Annotated in this window: 21 protein-coding genes and 1 tRNA gene; 16 read left to right on the top strand and 6 right to left on the bottom strand. The window is 30.9% G+C overall.

The genetic code is table 11. The features are described 5' to 3' along the window. Window position 1 precedes the first annotated feature (1 nt). The 6 genes from ITB9_RS08470 to ITB9_RS08445 all read left to right on the top strand — a co-directional run bounded on the left by ITB9_RS08470 (window position 2) and on the right by ITB9_RS08445 (window position 7077). A complete protein-coding gene (locus ITB9_RS08470) occupies window positions 2–1168 on the top strand; it encodes a formimidoylglutamase (RefSeq protein ID WP_054851880.1) in 1167 nt (388 codons plus the stop codon). Window positions 1169–1330: 162 nt separating this feature from the next. Continuing rightward, entirely contained in the window at window positions 1331–2698 is a 1368-nt protein-coding gene (gene gldK, locus ITB9_RS08465; protein ID WP_028607342.1) for a gliding motility lipoprotein GldK, read from the top strand. A 52-nt stretch (window positions 2699–2750) separates the two neighbouring features. Next, window positions 2751–3383, top strand: coding sequence for a gliding motility protein GldL (gene gldL, locus ITB9_RS08460; RefSeq protein WP_028289572.1), 633 nt, complete (start codon window positions 2751–2753; stop codon window positions 3381–3383). Window positions 3384–3429: 46 nt separating this feature from the next. Continuing rightward, the gene (gene gldM / locus ITB9_RS08455) at window positions 3430–4992 is read left to right on the top strand and encodes a gliding motility protein GldM (RefSeq protein ID WP_028289573.1); all 1563 of its coding nucleotides are present in this window, start codon (window positions 3430–3432) and stop codon (window positions 4990–4992) included. A 41-nt stretch (window positions 4993–5033) separates the two neighbouring features. Then, the gene (gldN, locus tag ITB9_RS08450) at window positions 5034–5933 is read left to right on the top strand and encodes a gliding motility protein GldN (protein WP_028289574.1); all 900 of its coding nucleotides are present in this window, start codon (window positions 5034–5036) and stop codon (window positions 5931–5933) included. 103 nt (window positions 5934–6036) lie between these two features. Then, complete coding sequence (locus tag ITB9_RS08445; protein ID WP_054851879.1) at window positions 6037–7077, top strand: FAD-binding oxidoreductase; 1041 nt, start codon at window positions 6037–6039, stop codon at window positions 7075–7077. 1 nt (window position 7078) lies between these two features. Here the strand turns inward: ITB9_RS08445 and ITB9_RS08440 are convergent, their stop codons facing one another. Continuing rightward, complete coding sequence (locus ITB9_RS08440; RefSeq protein WP_054851878.1) at window positions 7079–7465, bottom strand: DUF983 domain-containing protein; 387 nt, start codon at window positions 7463–7465, stop codon at window positions 7079–7081. Window positions 7466–7552: 87 nt separating this feature from the next. On the opposite strand from ITB9_RS08440, the gene ITB9_RS08435 reads away from it, so the two are divergent. The 7 genes from ITB9_RS08435 to ITB9_RS08405 all read left to right on the top strand — a co-directional run bounded on the left by ITB9_RS08435 (window position 7553) and on the right by ITB9_RS08405 (window position 16621). Continuing rightward, window positions 7553–9457, top strand: a complete 1905-nt coding sequence (locus ITB9_RS08435) for an ABC-F family ATP-binding cassette domain-containing protein (RefSeq protein ID WP_054851877.1) — start codon at window positions 7553–7555, stop codon at window positions 9455–9457. An 81-nt stretch (window positions 9458–9538) separates the two neighbouring features. Next, window positions 9539–10660 carry an efflux RND transporter periplasmic adaptor subunit gene (locus ITB9_RS08430; RefSeq protein ID WP_054851876.1) on the top strand — a complete coding sequence of 374 codons (1122 nt, stop codon included), beginning with the start codon at window positions 9539–9541 and terminating at the stop codon, window positions 10658–10660. A gap of 13 nt (window positions 10661–10673) precedes the next feature. After that, entirely contained in the window at window positions 10674–13871 is a 3198-nt protein-coding gene (locus tag ITB9_RS08425; RefSeq protein WP_028289579.1) for an efflux RND transporter permease subunit, read from the top strand. Next, window positions 13861–15183: a TolC family protein gene (locus ITB9_RS08420; protein WP_054851875.1), complete on the top strand. Its 1323-nt coding sequence runs from the start codon at window positions 13861–13863 to the stop codon at window positions 15181–15183. The genes ITB9_RS08425 and ITB9_RS08420 overlap by 11 nt, the downstream gene beginning before the upstream one ends. Before the next feature lie 173 nt (window positions 15184–15356). Beyond that, the gene (locus ITB9_RS08415; protein ID WP_054851874.1) at window positions 15357–16172 is read left to right on the top strand and encodes a Two component regulator three Y domain protein; all 816 of its coding nucleotides are present in this window, start codon (window positions 15357–15359) and stop codon (window positions 16170–16172) included. 73 nt (window positions 16173–16245) lie between these two features. Then, window positions 16246–16428 (top strand): CPXCG motif-containing cysteine-rich protein, encoded by a 183-nt coding sequence (locus ITB9_RS08410; protein WP_054851873.1) that lies wholly within the window; start codon window positions 16246–16248, stop codon window positions 16426–16428. Window positions 16429–16548: 120 nt separating this feature from the next. Then, window positions 16549–16621, top strand: a tRNA-Met gene (locus tag ITB9_RS08405). 120 nt (window positions 16622–16741) lie between these two features. On the opposite strand, the gene ITB9_RS15715 is transcribed toward ITB9_RS08405, so the two are convergent. The 5 genes from ITB9_RS15715 to ITB9_RS08385 form a co-directional block, all read right to left on the bottom strand. Next, window positions 16742–16894, bottom strand: coding sequence for a hypothetical protein (locus ITB9_RS15715; RefSeq protein WP_222829367.1), 153 nt, complete (start codon window positions 16892–16894; stop codon window positions 16742–16744). Window positions 16895–16974: 80 nt separating this feature from the next. Beyond that, window positions 16975–17505: a patatin-like phospholipase family protein gene (locus tag ITB9_RS08400; RefSeq protein ID WP_222829366.1), complete on the bottom strand. Its 531-nt coding sequence runs from the start codon at window positions 17503–17505 to the stop codon at window positions 16975–16977. A 32-nt stretch (window positions 17506–17537) separates the two neighbouring features. Beyond that, on the bottom strand, window positions 17538–18134 hold the full coding sequence (locus ITB9_RS08395; protein ID WP_054851872.1) for a DUF6134 family protein: 597 nt from the start codon (window positions 18132–18134) through the stop codon (window positions 17538–17540). Between the two features lie 169 nt (window positions 18135–18303). Beyond that, on the bottom strand, window positions 18304–18879 hold the full coding sequence (locus tag ITB9_RS08390; protein WP_028289585.1) for a DUF2911 domain-containing protein: 576 nt from the start codon (window positions 18877–18879) through the stop codon (window positions 18304–18306). Between the two features lies 1 nt (window position 18880). Continuing rightward, window positions 18881–19684: a DUF6503 family protein gene (locus tag ITB9_RS08385; protein WP_054851871.1), complete on the bottom strand. Its 804-nt coding sequence runs from the start codon at window positions 19682–19684 to the stop codon at window positions 18881–18883. Window positions 19685–19832: 148 nt separating this feature from the next. Here ITB9_RS08385 and ITB9_RS08380 point away from each other — a divergent pair, with 148 nt between their 5' ends. The 3 genes from ITB9_RS08380 (at window position 19833) to ITB9_RS08370 (ending at window position 22832) form a co-directional block, all read left to right on the top strand. After that, complete coding sequence (locus ITB9_RS08380) at window positions 19833–20291, top strand: RNA methyltransferase (protein ID WP_028289587.1); 459 nt, start codon at window positions 19833–19835, stop codon at window positions 20289–20291. Window positions 20292–20318: 27 nt separating this feature from the next. Then, the gene (gene era, locus ITB9_RS08375) at window positions 20319–21200 is read left to right on the top strand and encodes a GTPase Era (RefSeq protein ID WP_028289588.1); all 882 of its coding nucleotides are present in this window, start codon (window positions 20319–20321) and stop codon (window positions 21198–21200) included. An 87-nt stretch (window positions 21201–21287) separates the two neighbouring features. Next, window positions 21288–22832: a choice-of-anchor I family protein gene (locus ITB9_RS08370; RefSeq protein ID WP_054851870.1), complete on the top strand. Its 1545-nt coding sequence runs from the start codon at window positions 21288–21290 to the stop codon at window positions 22830–22832. The last annotated feature ends 13 nt before the right edge of the window (window positions 22833–22845 follow it).

Raw genomic sequence — 22845 nt, 5'->3', positions numbered from 1 at the left:
AATGAATTTTAATTTTCTTACTCCAGTTTCAGATACTGTTTTAGCGCATAATCAATTATTATCGCCTTTAAGCTTAGGACAAAAAATTAAAATTCATTCGGTACAGAATGGTTTTCCAGATTTGGATAAAGTTAAAATAGCCATCTTTGGTGTTCTTGAAAATCGTAATGATGTTAATTATATAGGAGAAGATTTTAATTTAAACGAAATTAGAAAATCTTTTTACACTTTATATCCAGGAAGTTGGAGTGCGTCCATTGCCGATTTAGGTGATATTCAGAAAGGGGAAACGGTAGAGGATACTTATTTTGCCTTAAAAGAAACTATAAATACATTAGTGCAAAATCGTATTACACCAGTTATTATTGGTGGAAGTCAAGATTTAGCTTATGCTAATTATCGTGCCTATGATAGTTTAATGCCAATGGTTAATGTTGTAAATGTAGATAGATCTTTTGATTTAGGCGATTCTTCTAAACCTACTAAAAATTCAAATTTTGTAGGTAAAATAATTTTAGACGAACCATATAACTTATTTAACTACGCTATTTTAGGCTATCAAACATATTTTAATAGTCAAGAAGAGATAGATTTGATGGAGCGTTTGTATTTTGAACCTTATCGTTTAGGAGAAATATCTAATGATATTACTTTGGTGGAGCCAGTAATGCGTGATGCAAATATTGTTACTGTTGATTTGGGAGCTATCAAAGCCTCAGAAGTTAGTCAGAAGCAAAAGGTGTCACCAAATGGTTTAGATGGAAAAGAAATTTGTGCAGTAGCACGTTATGCAGGGATAAGTAATAAAGTATCATCATTTGGTATTTATGAATATAAACCGTCTCAGGATGACGAAATTACTTCAATGTTAATTTCACAGATGATTTGGTATTTTATTGAAGGTTTTAATTGTCGTGTTAACGATGATGATTTTTCAAATGATGATAATCACCAAAAATTCATTACTTTAGCCGAATCTCATGAATTAATTTTCTATAAGAGTACAAAAACAGGACGTTGGTGGATAGAAATTCCATTTTTAGCAAATGTTAATAATAAATTAAAAAAACATACGTTATTACCATGCACGCATCAAGATTATTTAGATGCCTGTAATGATAAAATACCTGAGCGATGGTATAAGGCTTATCAAAAAAATAGCGTCTAATCGTATAGCTTAACAGATCGACGATATTGTGTATCGTTTAAGCGTTAAATTTTTACGACGAAATGTATTTTTTTTTGCCAAAAAAGTTGTTTTTCATTAAATAAATAAATATGTTTACGCTCTTAAAAAAATTAAGAGTATTAAATTAACCTCGAGTTTTCAATGGATATGAAGAAGTTTGTATTATTAACAGCGGTTTTCGCACTTTTAGTAAGTTGTGGATCAAAAGATAAAGGACAGCTAGTAGGTGCTAAAGGAAAAAAGTGGCACCCAGAAAAACCTTTCGGTATGACATTAGTTCCTGGTGGAGCTTTTATTATGGGTAAAGCAGATGATGATTTAGCAGGTATACAAGATGCACCAGCTAAAACAGTTACAGTAGCTTCGTTCTACATGGATGAGACAGAAATCACAAATAGTGAGTATCGTCAATTCGTAGAATGGGTAAGAGATTCAACAATTCGTACAAAATTAGCAATCTTAGCTGATGAAGTAGGAATGACTCCAGATGATGGAGGTATTGGTGAATTTGCATTTAAAGATGCAGATACAACAGATACTTCAGCTTACGAAAAGTATATGATTGATAATTATAGTGGACTTGGTGAAACTGGTTATGAAGGTAGAAAATTAAACTACGATGTAGATTTGTTTTTTGACACTGCAGAATATCCAGATGAGTACTATGTGGAAGTAATGGATACAATGTATTTACCATTAGAGGAGTCTTACAATGGACAACGTACTTGGGATGTAACTAAATTTAAGTTTCAATACACTTACATGGACATTGCAAAAGCTGCAAAAAATAAAAATTTAAGACGTAAAGACGTTGTTATTAGAGAAGAGGTTGAAATATATCCAGATACAACTGCTTGGATTAGAGATTTTGCTTATTCTTATAATGAGCCAATGCATAATGATTATTTCTGGCACGATGCTTACAGTGACTATCCAGTAGTAGGTGTATCTTGGCAACAAGCTAAAGCATTTTGTGAGTGGAGAACAAAACACCACAATGATTACAGACGTTCAAGAAAAATACACAACGTAGGTCGTTATAGATTACCATCAGAAGCACAATGGGAATATGCTGCAAGAGGAGGTTTACAAGCTGCAACTTTTCCTTGGGGAGGACCTTATGCTAAAAACGATAGAGGTTGTTTTATGGCTAACTTTAAACCATTAAGAGGAGATTATGCAGCAGATCAAGCTTTATATACAGTTGAAGCAGATGCTTATGAGCCAAATGATTTTAACTTATATAACATGGCAGGTAACGTGTCAGAATGGGTAGATTCTTCTTACGATCCAGGTTCATATGAGTACGCATCTACTATTAATCCAAGTGTTAATGATCCATATAACAAACGTAAAGTTGTTCGTGGTGGTTCTTGGAAAGATGTTGCTTACTATTTACAAGTAAGTTCAAGAGATTACGAATATTCTGATTCTGCAAGAAGTTACATTGGTTTCAGAACGGTTCAAGATTACATGGGAACTGATGTTACAGCTAACTCAAGACAATAATAATTACTACTAATAACAACTAAAAAACTTAACAACTAAAAACTTAGAAATTATGGCACAAAAAAAGATTTCAACAATGAACATGGTCTACGGATTAGGAGCAGCAATTGTAATTATTGGAGCTTTATTTAAAATCCAACACTGGCCTTACGGTTCACTTATCTTAACAATAGGTATGATTGTAGAAGCTGTTGTATTTACATTATCTGCATTTGAAAAACAAGGTGGTGAATTAGATTGGTCTCTTGTGTATCCTGAATTAGCAGGCGGACAAGCAACAACTAAAAAAGGTAAAGTTGAAGAGCCTAAAGATGCTGAAGGTTTATTATCTAAAAAATTAGATAACTTATTAAAAGAAGCTAAAATTGATGGTGAATTAATGGCTAGCTTAGGAACAAGTATTAAAAACTTTGAAGGAGCTGCAAAAGGAATTTCTCCAACTGTAGATTCTATTGCTGCTACTAAAAAGTATGGTCAAGAAATGACATTAGCTGCATCTCAAATGGAGTCTTTAAATAGCTTATATAAAGTGCAAATGGAAAGTGCTTCTCGTCAAGCTACTATTAATGAAGAAGCTGTTGAAAATGCTGCTAAATTAAAAGAACAAATGCAATCTTTAGCGTCTAACTTATCTTCTTTAAACGGAGTATATGGTGGAATGTTAACTGCAATGAATAAAAACTAATTAGTGATTAATATCAACTAATATTAATAAATTAAACTAATTAGAAATGGCAGGAGGAAAACAGTCCGCAAGACAGAAAATGATTAACCTGATGTACTTAGTATTTATTGCAATGATTGCAATGACTATGTCAAAAGAAGTATTATCTGCATTTGGGTTAATGGATAAAAAATTTGATAGAGCTAATGAATTAGCAATAGCTTCAAATGATGGTATATTAAGCCAACTTAACACACAAGCTGAAGAAAAGCCTGAGGAATTTCAATCGGCAAATGAATTAGCAAAGCAAATAAGCGTAATTTCAGATGATTTTTACAAATTTCTAGGTACAGTTAAAGCCAATGATATAGTAAAATTAGGTGGTTACGAGCTTGAAGATAATGGTGATTTACCTTACGAAGAAATGGATAAGGGAGATAAACTAGATGAATTATGGTTTACAGGAGATAGACTTACCAAAAGAGGTCAAGAAGTACTTGATAGAATTGAAAAGTATAAGTCAGATATAATTGCAGTATTACCACAAGAAGCAAAGTGGAAACCTGTAATTGAGAACTTTGAAAAACGTTTTAGTACATCACCAGTTAAAGATAACGAAGGTGTTGAGAAAAAATGGTTAGATTACCATTTCCAAGGTTTTCCAGCTATTGCATCTTATACAAAGTTAACAGCTATGCAAAACGATATCAAAGCTACTGAAACTAATATTTATAACGGTTTTCTTGGTAACTTAGTAAGTAATGCTACTTCTTTAAAAAATTATAAAGCGATTGTTTTGGCTGATAAATCAGCATTCTTTGCTGGAGAAAAATTTCAAGGAAGAGTTGTTCTAGGTAAGTATGCTAACGTTGCACCAACTAAAATGAGCGTTTCAGGTAAAGACATTGATCTAACAGAAGCAATTGATTCTACTGGAGCTGCTAAATTAGATTTTAATGTTGGTAATGTTGGAGAACATGATATAGATGGTAAATTTACTTTCTTAGAGGACGGTAAAGAACTTGAAATACCTATTATAGGTAACTATGTTGTAGTTCCAAGACCAAATTCAGCTACAATTTCAGCTGATAAAATGAATGTAGTTTACAGAGGTGTTGCTAACCCAATGACTATCTCTTTTGCAGGTGTGCCAGATAACAAAGTTAATGCTTCTGCATCAGGTTTATCATCAAAAGGTGGTGGTAAGTATATTATGACACCTGGTTCAGGTAAGCAAGTGACTATTAATGTTACAGCAAAACTTGACGACGGTTCTAGTGCTTCTGACAGAGCAGTTTTCAGAATTAAAGATATCCCAAAGCCTTCAGGTACTATTGCTGGTAAGTCTCAAGGTTCTTTACCAAGAAACAATGTTGAAATTGGTACTGTTAAAGCAGTATTAGAAGATTTTGATTTTGATTTACCTTTAACTGTAACATCATTTAAAATTAAAGTACCAGGTCAAGCAACAGTAAATGTTTCTGGTAGTAGATTAAATGGTCAAGCTAAAGCAGCTTTAAGAAAAGCTAGACGTGGTGATGCTATTCAGATTTTTGATATTAAGTCTAAATCATCAGGGGGACCAAGAATTAAACCAGCTAGTCCAATAGCAATTGAGCTATCTAACTAATCAAACTAAATTTGATTAATAAATTATAAAATAAATTTCAGATGAATTATAAATCTTTATTAGCAGTTGTTTTCGGAGTATGTTTTGCATCTCAATCAGTTGCACAATCTAATATTCTAAATGCTAAATCTCCAGATGAGATTGGTGTAAGAACAGAGGAACAAATAGCATTAGATAATGATAGACCATTAGAATATGGTTATGTTGATGATAGAGATATTATGTTTGCAAAAATGACTTGGGAGAAAGTTGTTTTAGACGAGCGTGTAAACTTTCCATTATATTATCCTGTTGATACTAATAATATAGGTAGTGAAAGACGTTCTCTATTTGATGTTCTAACTAAGGCTATCGATGAAGGTAAAATTGAAAATGTTTATAACGATTCATATTTTACTGGTAGACGTACTAAAAAAGAATTAGAGCAAATTAGAACAGCAGTTGATACTATGGATATTGGTTACGATCAGTTAAATGCTGATGGTTTTGTAGATCCTGAGTATATTACAACTACAACTATTGCTTCTTATGATGTATCAGCATACTTAATCAAAGGGTTATGGTATTTTGATAAGCGTCAAGGTGAATTAAAATATAGATTGTTAGGTCTTGCTCCAGCTGCACCAGATGTTAACTACGTTAACTCAAATGATGAAGCTAACAAAGAGCCAATTCCTTTATTTTGGATTTTCTATCCAGATGCAAGAAGTATTTTACATGAGTCTAAAGCTTTTAATGCTAAAAATAGTGCAATGCCTTTTTCTTTTGATCACATATTAAACTCTAGACGTTTTAATAGTGTAATTTATAAAGAAGAAAACGTATTTGGAGACAGAAAAGTTGAAGATTATGTTGCAGAAAATGCTTTAATGCAATTATTAGAGTCTGAAAGAATAAAAGAAAAAATTAGAAACTTTGAGTTAGACATGTGGTCTTACTAAGTTACACACTAATTAATATTTTAAAAAACGCTCACTTTTAAGTGAGCGTTTTTTGTTTTTATTCAGATTAGATTTTTGATTTATTTATCAATATTTTTGTATCATGAAAGTAGATTATATAGTTGTAGGTTGCGGTTTAGCAGGATTATCTTTTTGCGAAAAATTATTAGAGAATAATAAATCTTTTATAGTCATAGATAATAATTCTCAGCAATCTTCGGTTGTTGCAGGTGGATTATATAATCCAGTAACTTTAAAACGTTTTACTCCAGTTTGGAAAAGTGAAGAACAGTTAGCTACAGCTTTACCTATTTACAAACTCTTAGAACAAAAATTAAATTCTACTTTAGATTATAAGATTCCTGTTAAAAGACGATTTACGTCCCTAGAAGAGCAAAATAATTGGTTTTCTGCTTCAGACAAAAAAGGACTAAAACCATTTATTAATACTGATCTTTTTGTTAATAACAACCCTTATATTGATGCTAATTTTAAATTAGGTGAAGTCTTTCAAACGGGAAGATTAGATACCAAGAAACTTATTGAAAATTATAAAAAATGGCTTTCTGATAATAATCTTCTTATTTCAGAAACCTTTAATTATGATGCGTTAATCCTAGATGAATCAAAAGTAATTTATCAACATATTACAGCAAAGCACATTGTCTTTGCTGAAGGTTTTGGTATGAAACAAAATCCATATTTTAAAGATTTACCACTTTCAGGTACTAAAGGTCAGTTGTTAACTATTCATGCTCCAGAGTTAAAATTAGATTATGTGTTAAAATCCAGTGTATTTGTTATTCCTTTAGGTGAGGATTTATATCGTGTAGGCTCTACTTATGAGCAAAAAGATAAAACGAACACTATCACTGAGGACGCAAAGGAAATGTTATTAAACAAGCTTAAAACGTTTGTTAAATGCGATTTTGAAATCATTAATCAAGTTGCTGGAATTAGGCCAACTGTTAAAGATCGTAAACCTTTGGTAGGTAAGCATCCAACAATACCAAACATGTATTTGTTTAACGGTTTAGGGTCACGAGGCGTTATGATTGCTCCATATGTTGCTGACCAACTATTCAATTTTATTGAAAATAATGGAAGTTTAGATACAGAGATTGACTGTAGTCGTTTTTTTTAAACTAATCTTTTTTTGCTAATTTTTTGTCATAACTCATAAAAATATTAATCCAAATATTTCTAGAAAGCCTAACTATTATTGGATAAAATACTACTAATGTAAATATAATAGCAACAAACGCTGTGGTTGTACTGCTTCCTAAAAATACATAACTTATTATAAATGCAGCAACTGCAAAAGCTATACCTACTCCATAACTAACATACATTGAACCATAAAAAAAGGAAGGTTCAATTTTATATTTTGTATCACAATTACTGCAACGTTCATGCATACTAAATAGCTTACTTATAGCATAAGGATTAGGGTTTGTATACATAGATTGTTCGTGACATTTTGGACATGTACCTGTAAAAATTGAATATAATTTAGAGCCTTTTTTAAACATAATATTTGTGTACTTTTGCCTTTTGTAATTAGAAGAACAAAAATATAACTTCTAATTTTTATATTAAGTAACATAAGTCACAATTCAATGCTAAACATTCATAATTTATCAATTTCATTTCAAGGAGAATATCTTTTTGAAGACATCACTTTTAAATTAGGAAATGGTGACCGAGTTGGTCTTATAGGTAAAAATGGTGCAGGTAAGTCTACCATGCTTAAAATTTTATCTAAAGAAATGGAGCCTGATTCAGGTCAAATTGCTGCAGATAAAACTTTGAAAATTGGTTTTTTAAAACAGGATATAGACTTTATTTTGGGTCGTACTGTTCTTGAAGAATCATATCAAGCTTTCACTGAAATTAAAGAGATTGAAGCTAAAATAGAACATATAAATACACAATTAGCAGAACGTACAGATTATGAGAGTGAAGCTTATCACGATCTAATGGTTGAGTTAAGTGATATCCAGCATCAATATGAAATTTTAGGTGGTTATAATTATCAAGGTGAAACCGAAAAAATATTACAAGGTTTAGGTTTTAAACGTGAAGATTTTAATAAACTTACAGATACTTTTTCTGGTGGTTGGCGTATGCGTATTGAGTTGGCCAAATTATTACTTCAAAATAACGATGTTTTACTTCTGGATGAGCCAACTAACCACTTAGATATTGAGTCTATTATTTGGTTAGAAAGTTTCCTTAAAAATTATTCAGGTGCAGTAGCAATTGTATCTCACGATAAAATGTTTTTAGACAATGTTACAAATCGTACTATCGAAATTAGCTTAGGACGTATTTATGACTACCCAAAACCTTACACGCAATATTTAGTCTTAAGAGAAGAAATTAGAACACAACAATTAGCCTCTCAAAAAAATCAACAAAAGCAAATTGAACAAACTGAAAAGCTAATAGAAAAATTTCGTGCCAAAGCTAGCAAAGCAACTATGGCACAATCTTTAATTAAAAAATTAGATAAAATTGATCGTATTGAGGTTGATGAAGATGATAATAGCGTAATGACTTTAAACTTTCCAGTATCAATTACTCCAGGAAAAGTTGTGGTTGAGGCTAATAATATCTCTAAAAGTTATGGAGACAATCACGTATTATCTGGTGTTGATTTAATGATTGAGCGTGATGTTAAAACAGCTTTTGTTGGTCAAAACGGTCAAGGAAAATCTACTTTGGCAAAAATCTTAGTAGGAGATTTAAAACATGAAGGAGAATTAAAGTTAGGTCATAATGTACAAATAGGATATTTTGCACAGAACCAAGCAGAATATTTAGACGGAAATAAAACCGTTTTAGATACAATGATTGATGCAGCTAATGAAACTAACAGAAGTAAAGTTAGAGATATTTTAGGTTCATTTTTATTTAGAGGTGAAGAAGCAGATAAATATGTTAGAGTTTTATCTGGAGGTGAGCGTAACCGTTTAGCATTAGCAAAACTAATGTTACAACCGTTTAATGTGCTAATAATGGATGAGCCAACCAACCATTTAGATATAAAATCTAAAAATGTTTTAAAAGATGCTTTGCAACGTTTTGAAGGAACATTAATTTTAGTATCTCACGATAGAGATTTTTTACAAGGTTTAACAAGCACTTTGTTCGAATTTAAAGACGGAAATATTAAAAAATATTTAGGTGATATTGATTATTATTTAGAACAACGTAATGTAGAAAACCTTAGAGAGGTTGAAAAACGTACAGTTGTAAAAACGGAAGCTAAAGAAACACCTAAACAGTCATACGAAGACCAAAAGAAGCAAAAATCATTAAACAACAGATTAAGTAATTGCGAGTCTAAAATCGCACAGCTTGAAAAAGATATAAAAGATATTGATGTAGAATTAGCTGTTAATTATGACGAAACCGTTGCTAAACCTAACTTTTTTGAACGATATCAAGCTAAAAAAGATAAATTAGAGCAATTAATGGAAGATTGGGAAAATATAACGCTACAATTAGAACAATTTTAACATCAGTCTTTTAGCTTTTTTTTAACGTTTAACCTTTAAACTATAAACTAATTTTGCGGTCATACCATCAAAACCAAATTCATGCGCAAAATTATCCTTTCAATTTTAGGTGTTCTTTTTATTATAGGTGCTTTTATAATTGCAAAAAATCTTATTGATAACAAAAATAAGCCAAGACCAGTAGCTGCAAAAGTTATTAAAACTGTTTTTACAGATACGGTTAAAAATACAACCATTCCTATTGTAATTCCTGCTAATGGTAATCTTACAGCAAAACAACGTGTAGAAATCTATTCAGAAGTGCAAGGCGTTTTTCGTAATGGTAGCTATTTGTTTAAACCTGGTCAAACGTATCGTAAAGGTCAAACCTTAATTCGTGTTGATGCTTCAGAGTATTATGCAAGTGTACAATCTTCAAAAAGTGACTTGTACAATTCAATAGCTGCAATAATGCCAGATTTAAGATTAGATTTTCCAGATATATTTTCAAAATGGCAATCCTATTTAAATAGTTTCGATTTAAATAAAACAACACCCAAGTTACCAGAAATGAGTTCTGATAAAGAAAACTATTTCATAACAGGTCGTGGTATTATTACAAGCTATTACAATGTAAAAAATTTAGAACAGCGTTTGTCTAAGTACACTATATCTGCTCCCTTTAATGGTATTTTAACCGAAGCTTTAGCAACAGAAGGTTCTTTAATTAGAAGTGGTCAAAAGTTAGGCGAATTTATTAATCCTTCTGTTTATGAAATGGAAGTATCAATAAGTAAAACATTTGCTAATATTTTAAAAGTAGGTGAAAGTGTAGCTTTAACTAATTTAGATAAAACGGAAAGTTATACAGGAAAGGTGTCTAGAGTAAACGGAAGCATTGATGCTAACACACAAACCATTACAGCTTTTATAGAGGTGACAGATGATGACCTAAAAGAAGGTATGTATCTTGAAGCTAATTTAAATGCTAAAAGTATTGACAATGCAATTGAGATTAATAGAAATCTATTAACGGATAATCAAGAAATATTTGTCATAAAAGATTCTATCCTTGATGTAATACCAGCTAAACCTGTACATTTTTCTGATACCAAAGTCGTGTTGCAAGACGTACCAAACGGAACAGTTATTTTAAAGCGTCAAGTACCAGGAGCTTATTCTGGTATGATTGTAAAACCTTTTGTAGAAACAAAAGACAACTAAATAGCATACTATAATGAGAAAAATAATTAGCTATTTTATAAAATACCATGTTGCAGTAAATGTATTTATTATTGCATTTGCAATATTTGGTATTCTTGGATATTCGTCTTTAAAATCTTCGTTTTTTCCATTAACAGAATCTAAGATAATCAATGTTAGTATTGCTTATCCAGGAGCTTCACCTCAAGAAATTGAAGAAGGTATTGTACTTCAAATAGAAGAAAATTTAAAAGGACTTAAAGGGGTAGATCGTGTCACATCTGTGTCAAGAGAAAACAGCGGAACCATTACTGTAGAAATCGAAAAAGGTGAAAACCTAGATTTCATGTTACTAGAAGTTAAAAATGCGGTAGATAGAGTTCCAACGTTTCCTACAGGTATGGAGCCATTAGTAGTTTCTAAACAAGAAGCAGTTAGAGAGACTATTTCTTTCGCTTTAAGCGGAAAAGAGATTCCGTTAGCCACATTAAAACAATTAGGTCGTCAAGTTGAAAACGATTTACGTGCTATTGAAGGTATTTCTCAAATAGAAGTAACAGGTTATCCAGAAGAAGAGATAGAAATTGCTGTAAATGAAGGAAGCTTATTAGCCTATAACTTAACTTTTACCGATGTTGCCAATGCTGTAAGTACGTCTAACATATTAGTAACAGGTGGAAATATAAAAACAGAAGCCGAAGAGTATTTGATTAGAGCTAATAACAAACAATATTATGGCGCAGAATTTTCTAATATTATTGTAAAAGCCTCAGCAGATGGTAAAGTGGTACGATTAAAAGACGTTGCTGTAATCAGAGATCGTTTTTCTGAAACACCAAATGCATCTTATTTTAATCAAGAGTTATCTGTAAATGTTTCGGTAACCAGTACTAATAACGAAGACTTAATTTCATCTGCAGATAAAGTTAAGGAGTATATCACAAGTTTTAATCAAAAATATAATAACATACAATTACATATTGTAAGAGATTTATCTATAACACTTAATCAGCGTACAGATTTATTGACAGAAAACGCAATAGTTGGGATGATTTTGGTATTGGTGTTTTTATCATTATTCCTTAACACACGTTTAGCCTTTTGGGTAGCTTTTGGTTTGCCAATTTCGTTTTTAGGAATGTTTATTTTTGCAGGACAATTTGATGTCACAATTAATGTATTATCATTATTTGGTATGATCATCGTTATTGGTATTTTGGTGGATGATGGTATTGTAATTGCAGAAAACATTTACCAACATTTTGAAAAAGGTAAAACGCCAAAACAAGCTGCGTTGGATGGGACAATGGAAGTTATTCCTCCTGTAGTTTCGGCTATTATTACTACGTTACTAGCCTTTTCATTATTCTTGTTTTTAGATAGTCGTATTGGTGAGTTTTTTAGCGAAGTTTCAGTCATAGTAATTTTAACTTTAGTAGTGTCTTTAGTTGAAGCATTAATTATTTTACCAGCTCACTTAGCACATTCTAAAGCATTACAACCACAAGTAGAAGAAGAAAATCCTTCAAAGATGAAGCAGTTTTTTGCTAAAATGAGAGGGATTAATAGAGCAGGAGATAAATTTATGGGTTATTTAAGAGATAAAGTGTATGCTCCAGCCCTAGATTTTGTGCTTCAATTTAAAGTGTTATCCTTAGGTATATTTGTTGCATTACTAGTTTTAACTTTTGGATCAATAGGAGGAGGTATAATTGGAGTGACACTATTTCCAAGTGTAGCTAGTGATAGGGTTTCAGTTCAATTAGAAATGCCTAATGGAACAAATGTTAAGGTTACAGATTCAATAATTTCTATGATTGAAGAAAAATCATTCATAGTAAATGAAGAATTAAGCGAAAAATATTTAAAAGGAACGGGTAAAAAGCTTTTTGAAAATACAATTTTAAGTATCAATAGTAGCTCAAGTGCCACTCTTAGATTAAATATGTTACCAGGAGAAGAACGTCCAGATGCTATAAAATCGTCAATGGTTTCTAATCGTTTAAGAGAGTTAGTTGGACCAGTAATAGGAACAGAAAGTTTAATTTTTGGTTCTGGTGGTAATTTTGGAGGTAGTCCAGTATCTGTATCCTTGTTAGGTAATAATATCGAAGAGCTTAAAGCATCTAAACTAGAACTTAAAGCTTACCTGTCTACCAATCCACTATTAAAAGATATTGAGGATAATGATCCTGCAGGAATTAAAGAAATTAGATTACAACTTAAAGAAAGTGCCTATCTATTAGGTTTAGATTTAAGAACAGTAATGTCACAAGTACGTTCTGGTTTTTTTGGATCACAAGCACAACGTTTTCAACGTGGACAAGACGAAATTAGAGTTTGGGTACGTTATGACAGACCAAACCGTAATTCGATAAACGATTTAGACGACATGCGTATTTTAACACCAACTGGTGAGCGTGTAAATTTAAAAGACATTGCTAATTATAGTATAGCTAGAGGAGATGTAGCAATAAATCACCTAGAAGGTTTAAGAGAAATTAGGGTGTCTGCAGATTTAAAAGATCCAAGTACAAGTACGACAGATATTTTAGACGATATTAAAAATAATTTCATTCCTAATTTGCAATCAAAATACCCAACTATAAAAGCATCTTACGAAGGTCAAAATCGTGAAAAAGACAAATTAGTAAGTTCTTTAAGTAAAGCCGGAATACCAATATTGCTATTAATTTACGTTACAATTGCTTTTACTTTTAGAAGTTATAGTCAACCTATATTGTTACTTTTATTAGTGCCTTTTAGTATGACTGCTGTAGCTTGGGGACACTGGATTTTAGGATTTCCGGTTAATGTATTATCCTTACTAGGTATTATCGCTTTAATTGGTATTATGGTTAATGATGGCTTAGTATTGATAGGTAAGTTTAATAGTAATTTAAAAGAAGGTATGGCTTTTGATTTGGCGTTATCTGAAGCTGGTAAATCAAGATTTAGAGCCATATTTTTAACCTCATTAACAACTGTCGCTGGTTTAGCACCATTATTATTAGAAAAAAGTAGACAAGCTCAGTTTTTAAAACCTATGGCAATTTCAATATCATTTGGTATTGCTTATGCAACAATATTAACCTTATTAGTTTTACCATTGTTTTTATCGTTTAGTAATACTATTAAGCAAAAAACAAAATGGTTAATTACAGGAGATAATATAACTAAAGAAGAAGTAGAACGTGCAATTAAAGAACAAAATGAAGAAAATGAACATTAATAAAAGCCTTTTACTTCTAGTATTATTGTGTGGTGCTTCAATTGTAAATGCACAACAAATTTTAACTCAAGAAGACGCTGTAAAATTAGCTTTAGATAATAACTACGGAATCAAAATTGCCAAAAATGATGTTGAAGTCGCTAATAACAATACAAGTATTTTAAATTCTGGTTATTTACCAACGGTTACTGCAGCTGCAGGTGCCACTTATAATTTAGATAATACTGAAGCAGAGTTTTCTAATGGAACAGATCCTACTGTACTAAATGGAGCAGAAAGTGACCGTTATAATGCATCAATAAGCCTTAATTATACCATTTTTGATGGATTAGGTAGACGTTATAATTACGAAAGTTTGAAAGAACAATACCAGTTGTCAGAACTTCAAGCCAGAGAAACTATAGAAAATACAATTACTCAATTGTTTTCTGTATATTATAGTGTTGCACAGTTAACTGAAAATTTAGAGGCTTTAAAAGAAACCTTAGCAGTTTCAAAAGATAGATTAGTACGTGCAGAATACCAGTTTGAATACGGACAAAATACTAAGTTAGGGGTTTTAAATGCGGAAGTAGATATTAATAATGATAGTATCAACATCATTTCGTCATATCAAGATCTTAAAAATGCCAAACGTGATTTAAATGTTGTTTTAGGCAATACTTTAGATAATGATTTTACTGTAAATACTGAAGTTAACTTTGCTTTACAATTTCAACGAGATAGTTTATTTGAACAAGCTAAAATAAGAAACGTTGCTTTATTACAAACCGAAAAAAATATTGCTATTAGTCAATTAAGTATAAAATCTAATCAATCGGGTTATTTACCAACATTAGGATTATCTGGTACCTACGGATGGAATAAAAACAATAACAATGCAGCATCATTCGTGTCTGTTAGTACAAGTACAGGTTTATCTGCTGGATTAAATTTATCATGGAATATCTTTGATGGAGGAAGAACAAAAACCAATGTTAGAAATGCTAAAGTTAATTTAGAAACTCAAAAACTTCAAAAAGAAAATATCCTAAAAGGTATAAAACGTGATTTTGATAACGCTTGGGAAGATTACACTAATAAATTGAAAATCTTTAATATACAAAAGCAAAACATTATCACTTCACAAAATAATTTTGAACGTACTCAAGAGCAGTTTAAGATAGGTCAAGTCAATTCAATCGAGTTTAGACAAGCACAACTTAACCTCTTAAATGCAGAATTAAGCCGAAATAATGCTAAATACGATGCTAAATTAGCCGAATTGCAATTACTACAATTGAGTGGTCAATTACTAAATGTAGATTTTTAAATTACTGATTTACAGATTGTTTTCACCGAATGATTTTCTATTACTTTTTAGAAATCACTTTTAAACACACGTTTTTAAAGCGTTTTCTTCTTAATTGGTGTCTTTTGTCGATTTTATTTGTTTTTAAGCCTGTCAAAAGGTATATTTGATACAGTTAATCCTAAATCATCAACATGAAAACGATAAAACTTACTTTAGCAGCACTTCTTTTTACTTGCCTAACTATTGCAGGAGTATCAAATTCTGAAAAGGAAGCATTAATAGCTTTGTATGAAAATACAAATGGAGCAGAGTGGAACAATTCATGGGATTTAAACACGTCAATAGATACTTGGCATGGAGTAACTGTAGTAGATTCTAAGGTTGTAAGTTTAAACTTATCTTTTAATAATCTTCAAGGTACTATACCTACAGAGATTGGGCAATTAAGTAACTTACAAGTTTTAAACCTTAGTTTTAATAAGCTTACAGGAGATTTACCAGAGTCAATTGCTAACTTACAAAAACTATATTCTCTTCAATTATTTTTAAATCAATTTGAAGGAGAAATTCCAAGTTGGATTGGTAACATGACTAACTTAGAAGCTTTAGCTTTATATAGTAACAAGTTCTCAGGAACTATTCCTCAATCTATTACGCAGCTTAAAAAGTTAAAATCGTTAGAATTAGGAAGTAACTTTTTAACAGGTAAAATCCCTTTTGAAATAAATAATTTAACAGAACTTAAAAAATTAAGTTTATTAGATAATCAGTTAATAGGTCAAATTCCAGAAACAATAGTAGAGTTAACTAATTTAGAAGAGTTAGTATTATCAAGTAATAATCTTACTGGAAGATTACCATTTGAGTTATCTCAATTATCTAAATTAAAATTGATAATGGTTAGTGATAACCTACTAAATAATGATTATGTAACTGTTGTTGATGATGCACCAAATAAAGTAACATTATTCTTAGAAGACACAACATTAGCAGCAAATAAAGAGTAACTTTTAGTTAAATATATGTTTAAAATAGTCAACCTTTGGTTGGCTATTTTTATTTTTGGTAAAAAGTAAACCTATGTTTGAACATTATTTTCAATGTCCTTATTGTTGGGAAACTATCTCAATGTTACTTGATTCTAGCGTCTCAAAACAAACTTATATAGAAGATTGTGAGGTTTGTTGTAATCCAATACAGCTAACGCCACAATTTTTAGAATCAGAATTAGTTGGTTTTGAAGCGATTAATATTGAGCAATAAAAAAAATACATTTTTTGCTTGTTATATCTAAAAAGGGTTGTATATTTGCAGTCCGAAACAATTAGGTCGACATTATGAACCGATAGTTAAAAGCTAAATTAATTGTTACGAATATTAAATCGCGGGATAGAGCAGTAGGTAGCTCGTCGGGCTCATAACCCGAAGGTCACTGGTTCGAGTCCAGTTCCCGCTACTAAGTAAAGCTTCACAGAAATGTGAAGCTTTTTTTATTTTATTTCTTTTAGATTATAATATTGTATTTAGCTAGTGTAATATTTTTAAATTTGAATACTATTATTCAAACATTCATTATTTAGCTAAATAAACTTGGGTTTTCTTTTAAAGCTTCAATAGTGTATTGGTAACCATGATTAAAAATAGCCTCAATTTTATTCATTTCAAATGTGCTATAATTAATAAGTTCTTCTGGATAAATAATTAGATCACAATATTTAAATTTTACCATAGACTCTGAAGCTACTTTAATTTTGTACGCTCTATCTACAACAGAGTAGGAGTGTCTTAAATCTTTTATGCTTATTTTTTTTAGGGATTTACATATACACCAATAATTTTATCACATTCTTGTTGTAAAGGCTCAACAGGAAAGTTGTTTAATGTACCTCCATCAATATAAAATTTACCATTAATTTCTATGGGTGTAAATACACCAGGAAATGATGCAGATGCTATTATAGGTTTAATTAATTGTCCTTTTTTAAAAATTTTTAGGGTACCATCAATAACATTTGCTGCAGTAATGTATAAGGGTTTCTGTAAAGCATTAAATTCGTCAATAGGAAAGAAGGCTTCTAGGTCTTCATAAAATTTATCAGAATTTATAAAACCTGGTTTGTTTCTAGCATATCGTGTGGTTTTAAAAATTGAAACACTTTTAAAAAAAGTCAGAATGTCTGACCAATGTACACCTGCAGCATACAATGCGCCAACAATAGCACCTGCACTTGTACCAGAAATATGGGTTGGTTTAATGTTGTGTTCTTCTAATGCTTTAATCACGCCAATGTGTGCGGCACCTCTTACTCCACCACCTGATAATACTAAGCCTATATTCATTTTTTTGCTAACTTAATAGTTGTTATTTAAATCTATTGTTTTATTAAATCAAATTTAATTAATCCACCATCAATTGATGCTTTAGTTAAAAGACCATCTGTGTAATGAAAAATTCCAGCTTTACCTTTTTCGTTTATTTTTTTGTAAACATGATTTCCCATAGCAATAATACTATTAAACTGTCCTGTTTGTTCAGAATAGCATTTACTGATGTTTATGGGTTCGTTAAAATATAACTGAATAGTAGAAAAATTAATTACAGCATCAATAGTTTCTTCATTTTTACCATCTATTAATACTTTATAGTTGCCATCTGTTTTTTTTGTTTTTGTACTAGTATGCGGATTATTATTAACTATAATTTTTACATCTGCAGTTTCAAGATTATTGGATTTAAACGTAACATCATAATTATATTTAACAATAATATTTTTAATAATTTTAGCTTCAATTGTAGTTGCGCTTTGATAGTTAATACTATTATTTGTTGTCGTTTTGGTGGCTTTAAGATTGCCAATAATTTTATTGTTTCTTACAACATTAAAATTTATGGTGTTTTTTTTAGGTGTAGTAAATACGGTAAAACCGAATAAAAAAACACTAGTAATTATAAGTATTAAGGTGCGCATATTTTATAAATTGAATAGACTTATGGTGTCTAAACTTACAACAAATTACAATAATTTTTATAAATAGAAATCTAATGTTTATCATCTAAACTTAAGTTTAACTTTAATTTAAAAGCATAAAAAAAGCCTGACTTGATAGTCAGGCTTTTTTATTAATATTATCTAAAAATTATTTTGTTGTAATAGGAAACTCTGCAATTGTAGTATCCCATCCAATTTTTAAATGTACTGTGTTTTTTGAAGCTTCATATAAAGCAATAGATAAGTTTTCAATAACTTTATCACTTTTAGTAACAGGTACAGTCACACTAGCAACATCCTTGCTAGCATCATAACCATAATTTCCCCAACCATCTAAAACAGTGTTTAATTTTAAAGTCCACTCTGTAGCAGTAGGTATTACTATAATAGTGTAACGTCCAGCTTTGATGTTTTTACCTCCAAAAGTCACATCATTATTAAATAAAATTTCAGTAGACTCGTTAGCACCAACTCTCCAAGCTTCACCAAATTTAAGTAACTCTCCAAAAACGACTCTGTCTTTTTTTGCAGGTCTAGAATAAGTTACACGTATTTGTGGTTCTAAAGCAGTTTTTTCAGCCTCTGTTTTCTTAAAAGCTCTGTGTGGTGCTCCATCAGGATAGTATGCACGATCCATTGGGCTTTTATCCATTTTCTTAAACTCTTGTGCATTAACAGTAGATGCTGTTACAATAATTGCGATAATAAATAATAATTTTTTCATTTTAGTTGTTATTTAGATTAATTATATTTTCTGTTTTTATTGTTGAAAGTTCTTTAAGCTCACCAGCTTCATATAACTTAGGTAAATCCTTTAAAGGTGTTCCAACTTTAGCTTCGTAATTAACATAATCTTGAAACGTAATGCCATCAATAATTCTTGTGTTAAAAGCACTTCTAAATCTTACACCACCTTTGTTTACTTTATAGCTGTAAGCTAAATAGTCTATTTTTTTAGTGTTTTTATTAATCCAATAATTAAAGACATCATCATGATCTTCTCCACCACCAGCTTCGTCAAATGTCACTTCAATGACATCATAAGATTTGTTTTTTATAGTCGTGGTTTCAATAAACTTGGTGTTAACCGCTTTGTCATTTAATTTGTAAGGTAAAGTCGCAAAATATATCACCGAATTAATAGCTCCTGTTGCGCTATTAATATCCTTTTTACTTAATGTTACAGCACTATCATTTATGGTTCTAAAAAACGTTCCGTTTTTTAAGACATCTGTAATTTGTTTACCTTCTTTTTGGTAGCTTTTAGTGTACTTAAAGTCTAAACCGTTATTTTTAAATTGGTAGTTTACACCTCTAAAACTAAAGGCATAGTTAGCAGAATCAAACAATGGACCACCATGTGCAGCTATTGTAGCTTTTAAAATGGTTTCCGAAGGACTTAAACCAACCTCTTTAGACGTTGTAATTGGGGCTTTTTCTGTTAAGGTCTCTTTTTTTGTAGTCTTATTATTGCAAGCACAAAATAAAAGTATTACAAATGTGATTATTACGGATTTTAAGGTTGACATTGGGATATTTTTATATAAAACTAATGGATTTGTCGTTTTAAAACACAGACCTTTCAGTTAATTAATAAAACTTTAAGACATTACTTGGACTTATAAATTTGAAAAAAGAAGAATTAATTCTAAACTCAAAATATTTTACTTTTGTAAAATGGTAGATAATTTTGAAAATGAATATTTCGGAATAGGTATTCAAAACGGAAAAACACCCGAAAACTTAGGCGTCCTTTGGCGTACAGCACAAAATTTAGGTGCTAGTTATATTTTTACTATCGGAAACAGATATGCTAAACAAGCTTGTGATACGCATAATGCAGTAAAGGCAATGCCATATTTTCATTATAAAACTTTTGAAGATTTTTATAATAACATACCCAAAGGAGCAAGGTTAGTAGGTGTTGAGTTGGATGACACAGCTGTAGACCTAGAAACCTTCCATCATCCCAGACGTTGTGTCTATTTATTAGGAGCAGAAGACCATGGATTATCTAAGGAAGCTATTGAAAAAAGCCATTTTTTAGTTAAATTTAAGTCAGAATTAAGTTTAAATGTAGCTGTTGCGGGAAGTATTGTGATGTATGATAGAGGAATAAACAAACCAAGGTCGTAACTTTGCGTTCTATTAAATTAAAGTAAAATGAAACATAAAGCAGGTTTTGTAAACATAATCGGAAATCCAAATGTGGGTAAATCTACATTAATGAATGCGTTTGTTGGTGAAAAGTTATCCATAATCACCTCTAAAGCTCAAACAACTAGACATCGTATTTTAGGGATTGTAAATGGTGAGGATTTTCAGGTGGTATTAAGTGATACACCAGGTATTATAAAACCAGCTTATGAGCTGCAAGCCTCAATGATGGATTTTGTAAAATCTGCTTTTGATGATGCTGATGTTTTAATTTACATGGTAGAAATTGGTGAAAAAGAATTAAAAGATGATGCTTTTTTTAATAAAATCACCAATGCTAAAATCCCTGTTTTATTACTTTTAAACAAAATAGATAAATCTAATCAAGAGCAGTTAGAAGAGCAAGTACAATCTTGGTCGGCAAAAGTACCAAATGCTGAAATTATTGCAATATCTGCTTTAGAAGGCTTTAATGTTAAAGAAGTTTTTGATCGTATTATCGAGCTGTTACCAGAGTCGCCTGCATTTTATCCAAAAGACCAATTAACAGATAAGCCAGAACGCTTTTTTATAAACGAAACGATTCGTGAAAAAATCTTAATGCATTACAAAAAGGAAATCCCTTATGCAGTAGAGATTGATACTGAAGAGTTTTTTGAAGAAGAACAAATTATACGTGTAAGATCTGTAATTATGGTAGAGCGTGAAACTCAAAAAGGAATCATAATTGGTCATAAAGGATCTGCTTTAAAACGTGTAGGTGTCGAGGCTAGAAAAGATTTAGAAAAGTTTTTTGGTAAGCAAATTCACTTAGAATTGTATGTGAAAGTTAACAAAAACTGGAGAAGCAATCAACGTCAGTTAAAACGTTTTGGTTACAATCAGTAAGCAATTTTAATGTTATCGTCATTTAGGCTTAACTTTTGGTTAAAGCTATAGTTTCATCTTTATGGTTTACATAAAAACCAACTAAAAATGAAACATTTAAAACACACATTACTATTATTTTCGTCTTTACTATTATTACATTGTTCTGATGATGACGATGGTAATGTAGATATCATTATTGATCCAGTTAATACTGAAGTTAATTTTCAATACAAAACTACTATTAATGTTGGAGGAGAAGCTTCTGCAGAGATTTCAGCATTTGACGCTTCTACAAACAAGTTATTTGTAACTAATGCAGAATTAAACGAAATTTCAGTTTATAATATTTCAGATTTAGACGTGCCAGTTCAAGAGTCTTCAATAAGTTTAAATGCTTTTGGTGCACCTAATAGTGTTGCTGTTCTTAACGGAAAATTAGCAGTAGCAGTTGAAGCTTCAACAAAACAAAACCCTGGACAAATACATGTATATAATACTTCAGATTTATCTTTAGATAATCAATATACTGTTGGTGCTTTACCAGATATGGTTACGTTTTCAAAAAATGGTAATTATATTTTATCTGCTAATGAAGGTGAGCCTAACGATGATTATACAATAGATCCAATGGGAACAGTTAGTATCATAGATTTAAACGACGATACGGTTACCACATTAGATTTTTCAACCTTTACGTCCCAAGAAGCTAATTTAACGTCTCAAGGCTTTAGAATTTTTGGTCCAAATGCAACTTTAGTAGAAGATGTAGAGCCAGAATATATAGCTATTTCTGACGACTCTCAAACTGCTTGGGTCTCTTTACAAGAAAATAATGGTATTGCTAAAATTAATTTAATCACTAAAGTGATTGAAGCTATTTATCCTTTAGGTTATAAAGACTATAATTTAGCTCAAAACTCAATTGATGCTAGTGATAAAGATGAAGTGACAGAACTTAAAAATTGGCCTGTAAAAGGTATTTATATGCCAGACGCTATCGTGTCTGTAAATATTAACGGAACAGATTATGTGATTTCTGCTAACGAAGGCGATTCTAGAGACTACGATGGTTTTAGTGAAGAAGAGCGTTTAAAAGATTTAACTTTAGACCCAACAGTATTTCCTGCAACATTAGATTATTTAGCAGACGAGAATCTTGGACGCTTAAAAACAACGACAACGTTAGGAGATATTGATAATGATGGAGATATAGACGAGATATATAGTTATGGAGCTCGTTCTTTTTCAATATGGAATGCAAATGGATCTCAAGTGTATGATAGTGGTAATGATATTGCGACTCAAATTTTAGCTAATACTCCAAGTCGTTTTAATTGGGATTGGGAAGATAACGAAAACGATAAACGTAGCGATGATAAAGGTGCAGAACCAGAAAGTGTTACTGTTTTAAATATCGCAGACCAACGTTATATTTTATTTGTTGGTTTAGAAAGAAATTGTCAAGTCATGGTTTATGACATAACAAATCCAGCAGCTCCTACTTTTTTATCTATTTTATCTCATGATGGAGATTATGCTCCAGAAGGTTTATTAGTTGTACCAGCAGCAGATAGTCCAACCGGAAAAGATTTATTAATTGTATCTAATGAGGATAGTGGGACAGTTAGTTTCTACGAGAATCAGCAGTAGTAATACATTTTAA

The sequence above is a fragment of the Olleya sp. ITB9 genome (assembly GCF_001315805.1).
GTDB lineage: Bacteria > Bacteroidota > Bacteroidia > Flavobacteriales > Flavobacteriaceae > Olleya > Olleya sediminilitoris.
The sequence above is the reverse complement of the archived record's forward strand: the minus strand, read 5'-3'. Positions and strand labels throughout refer to the sequence as shown.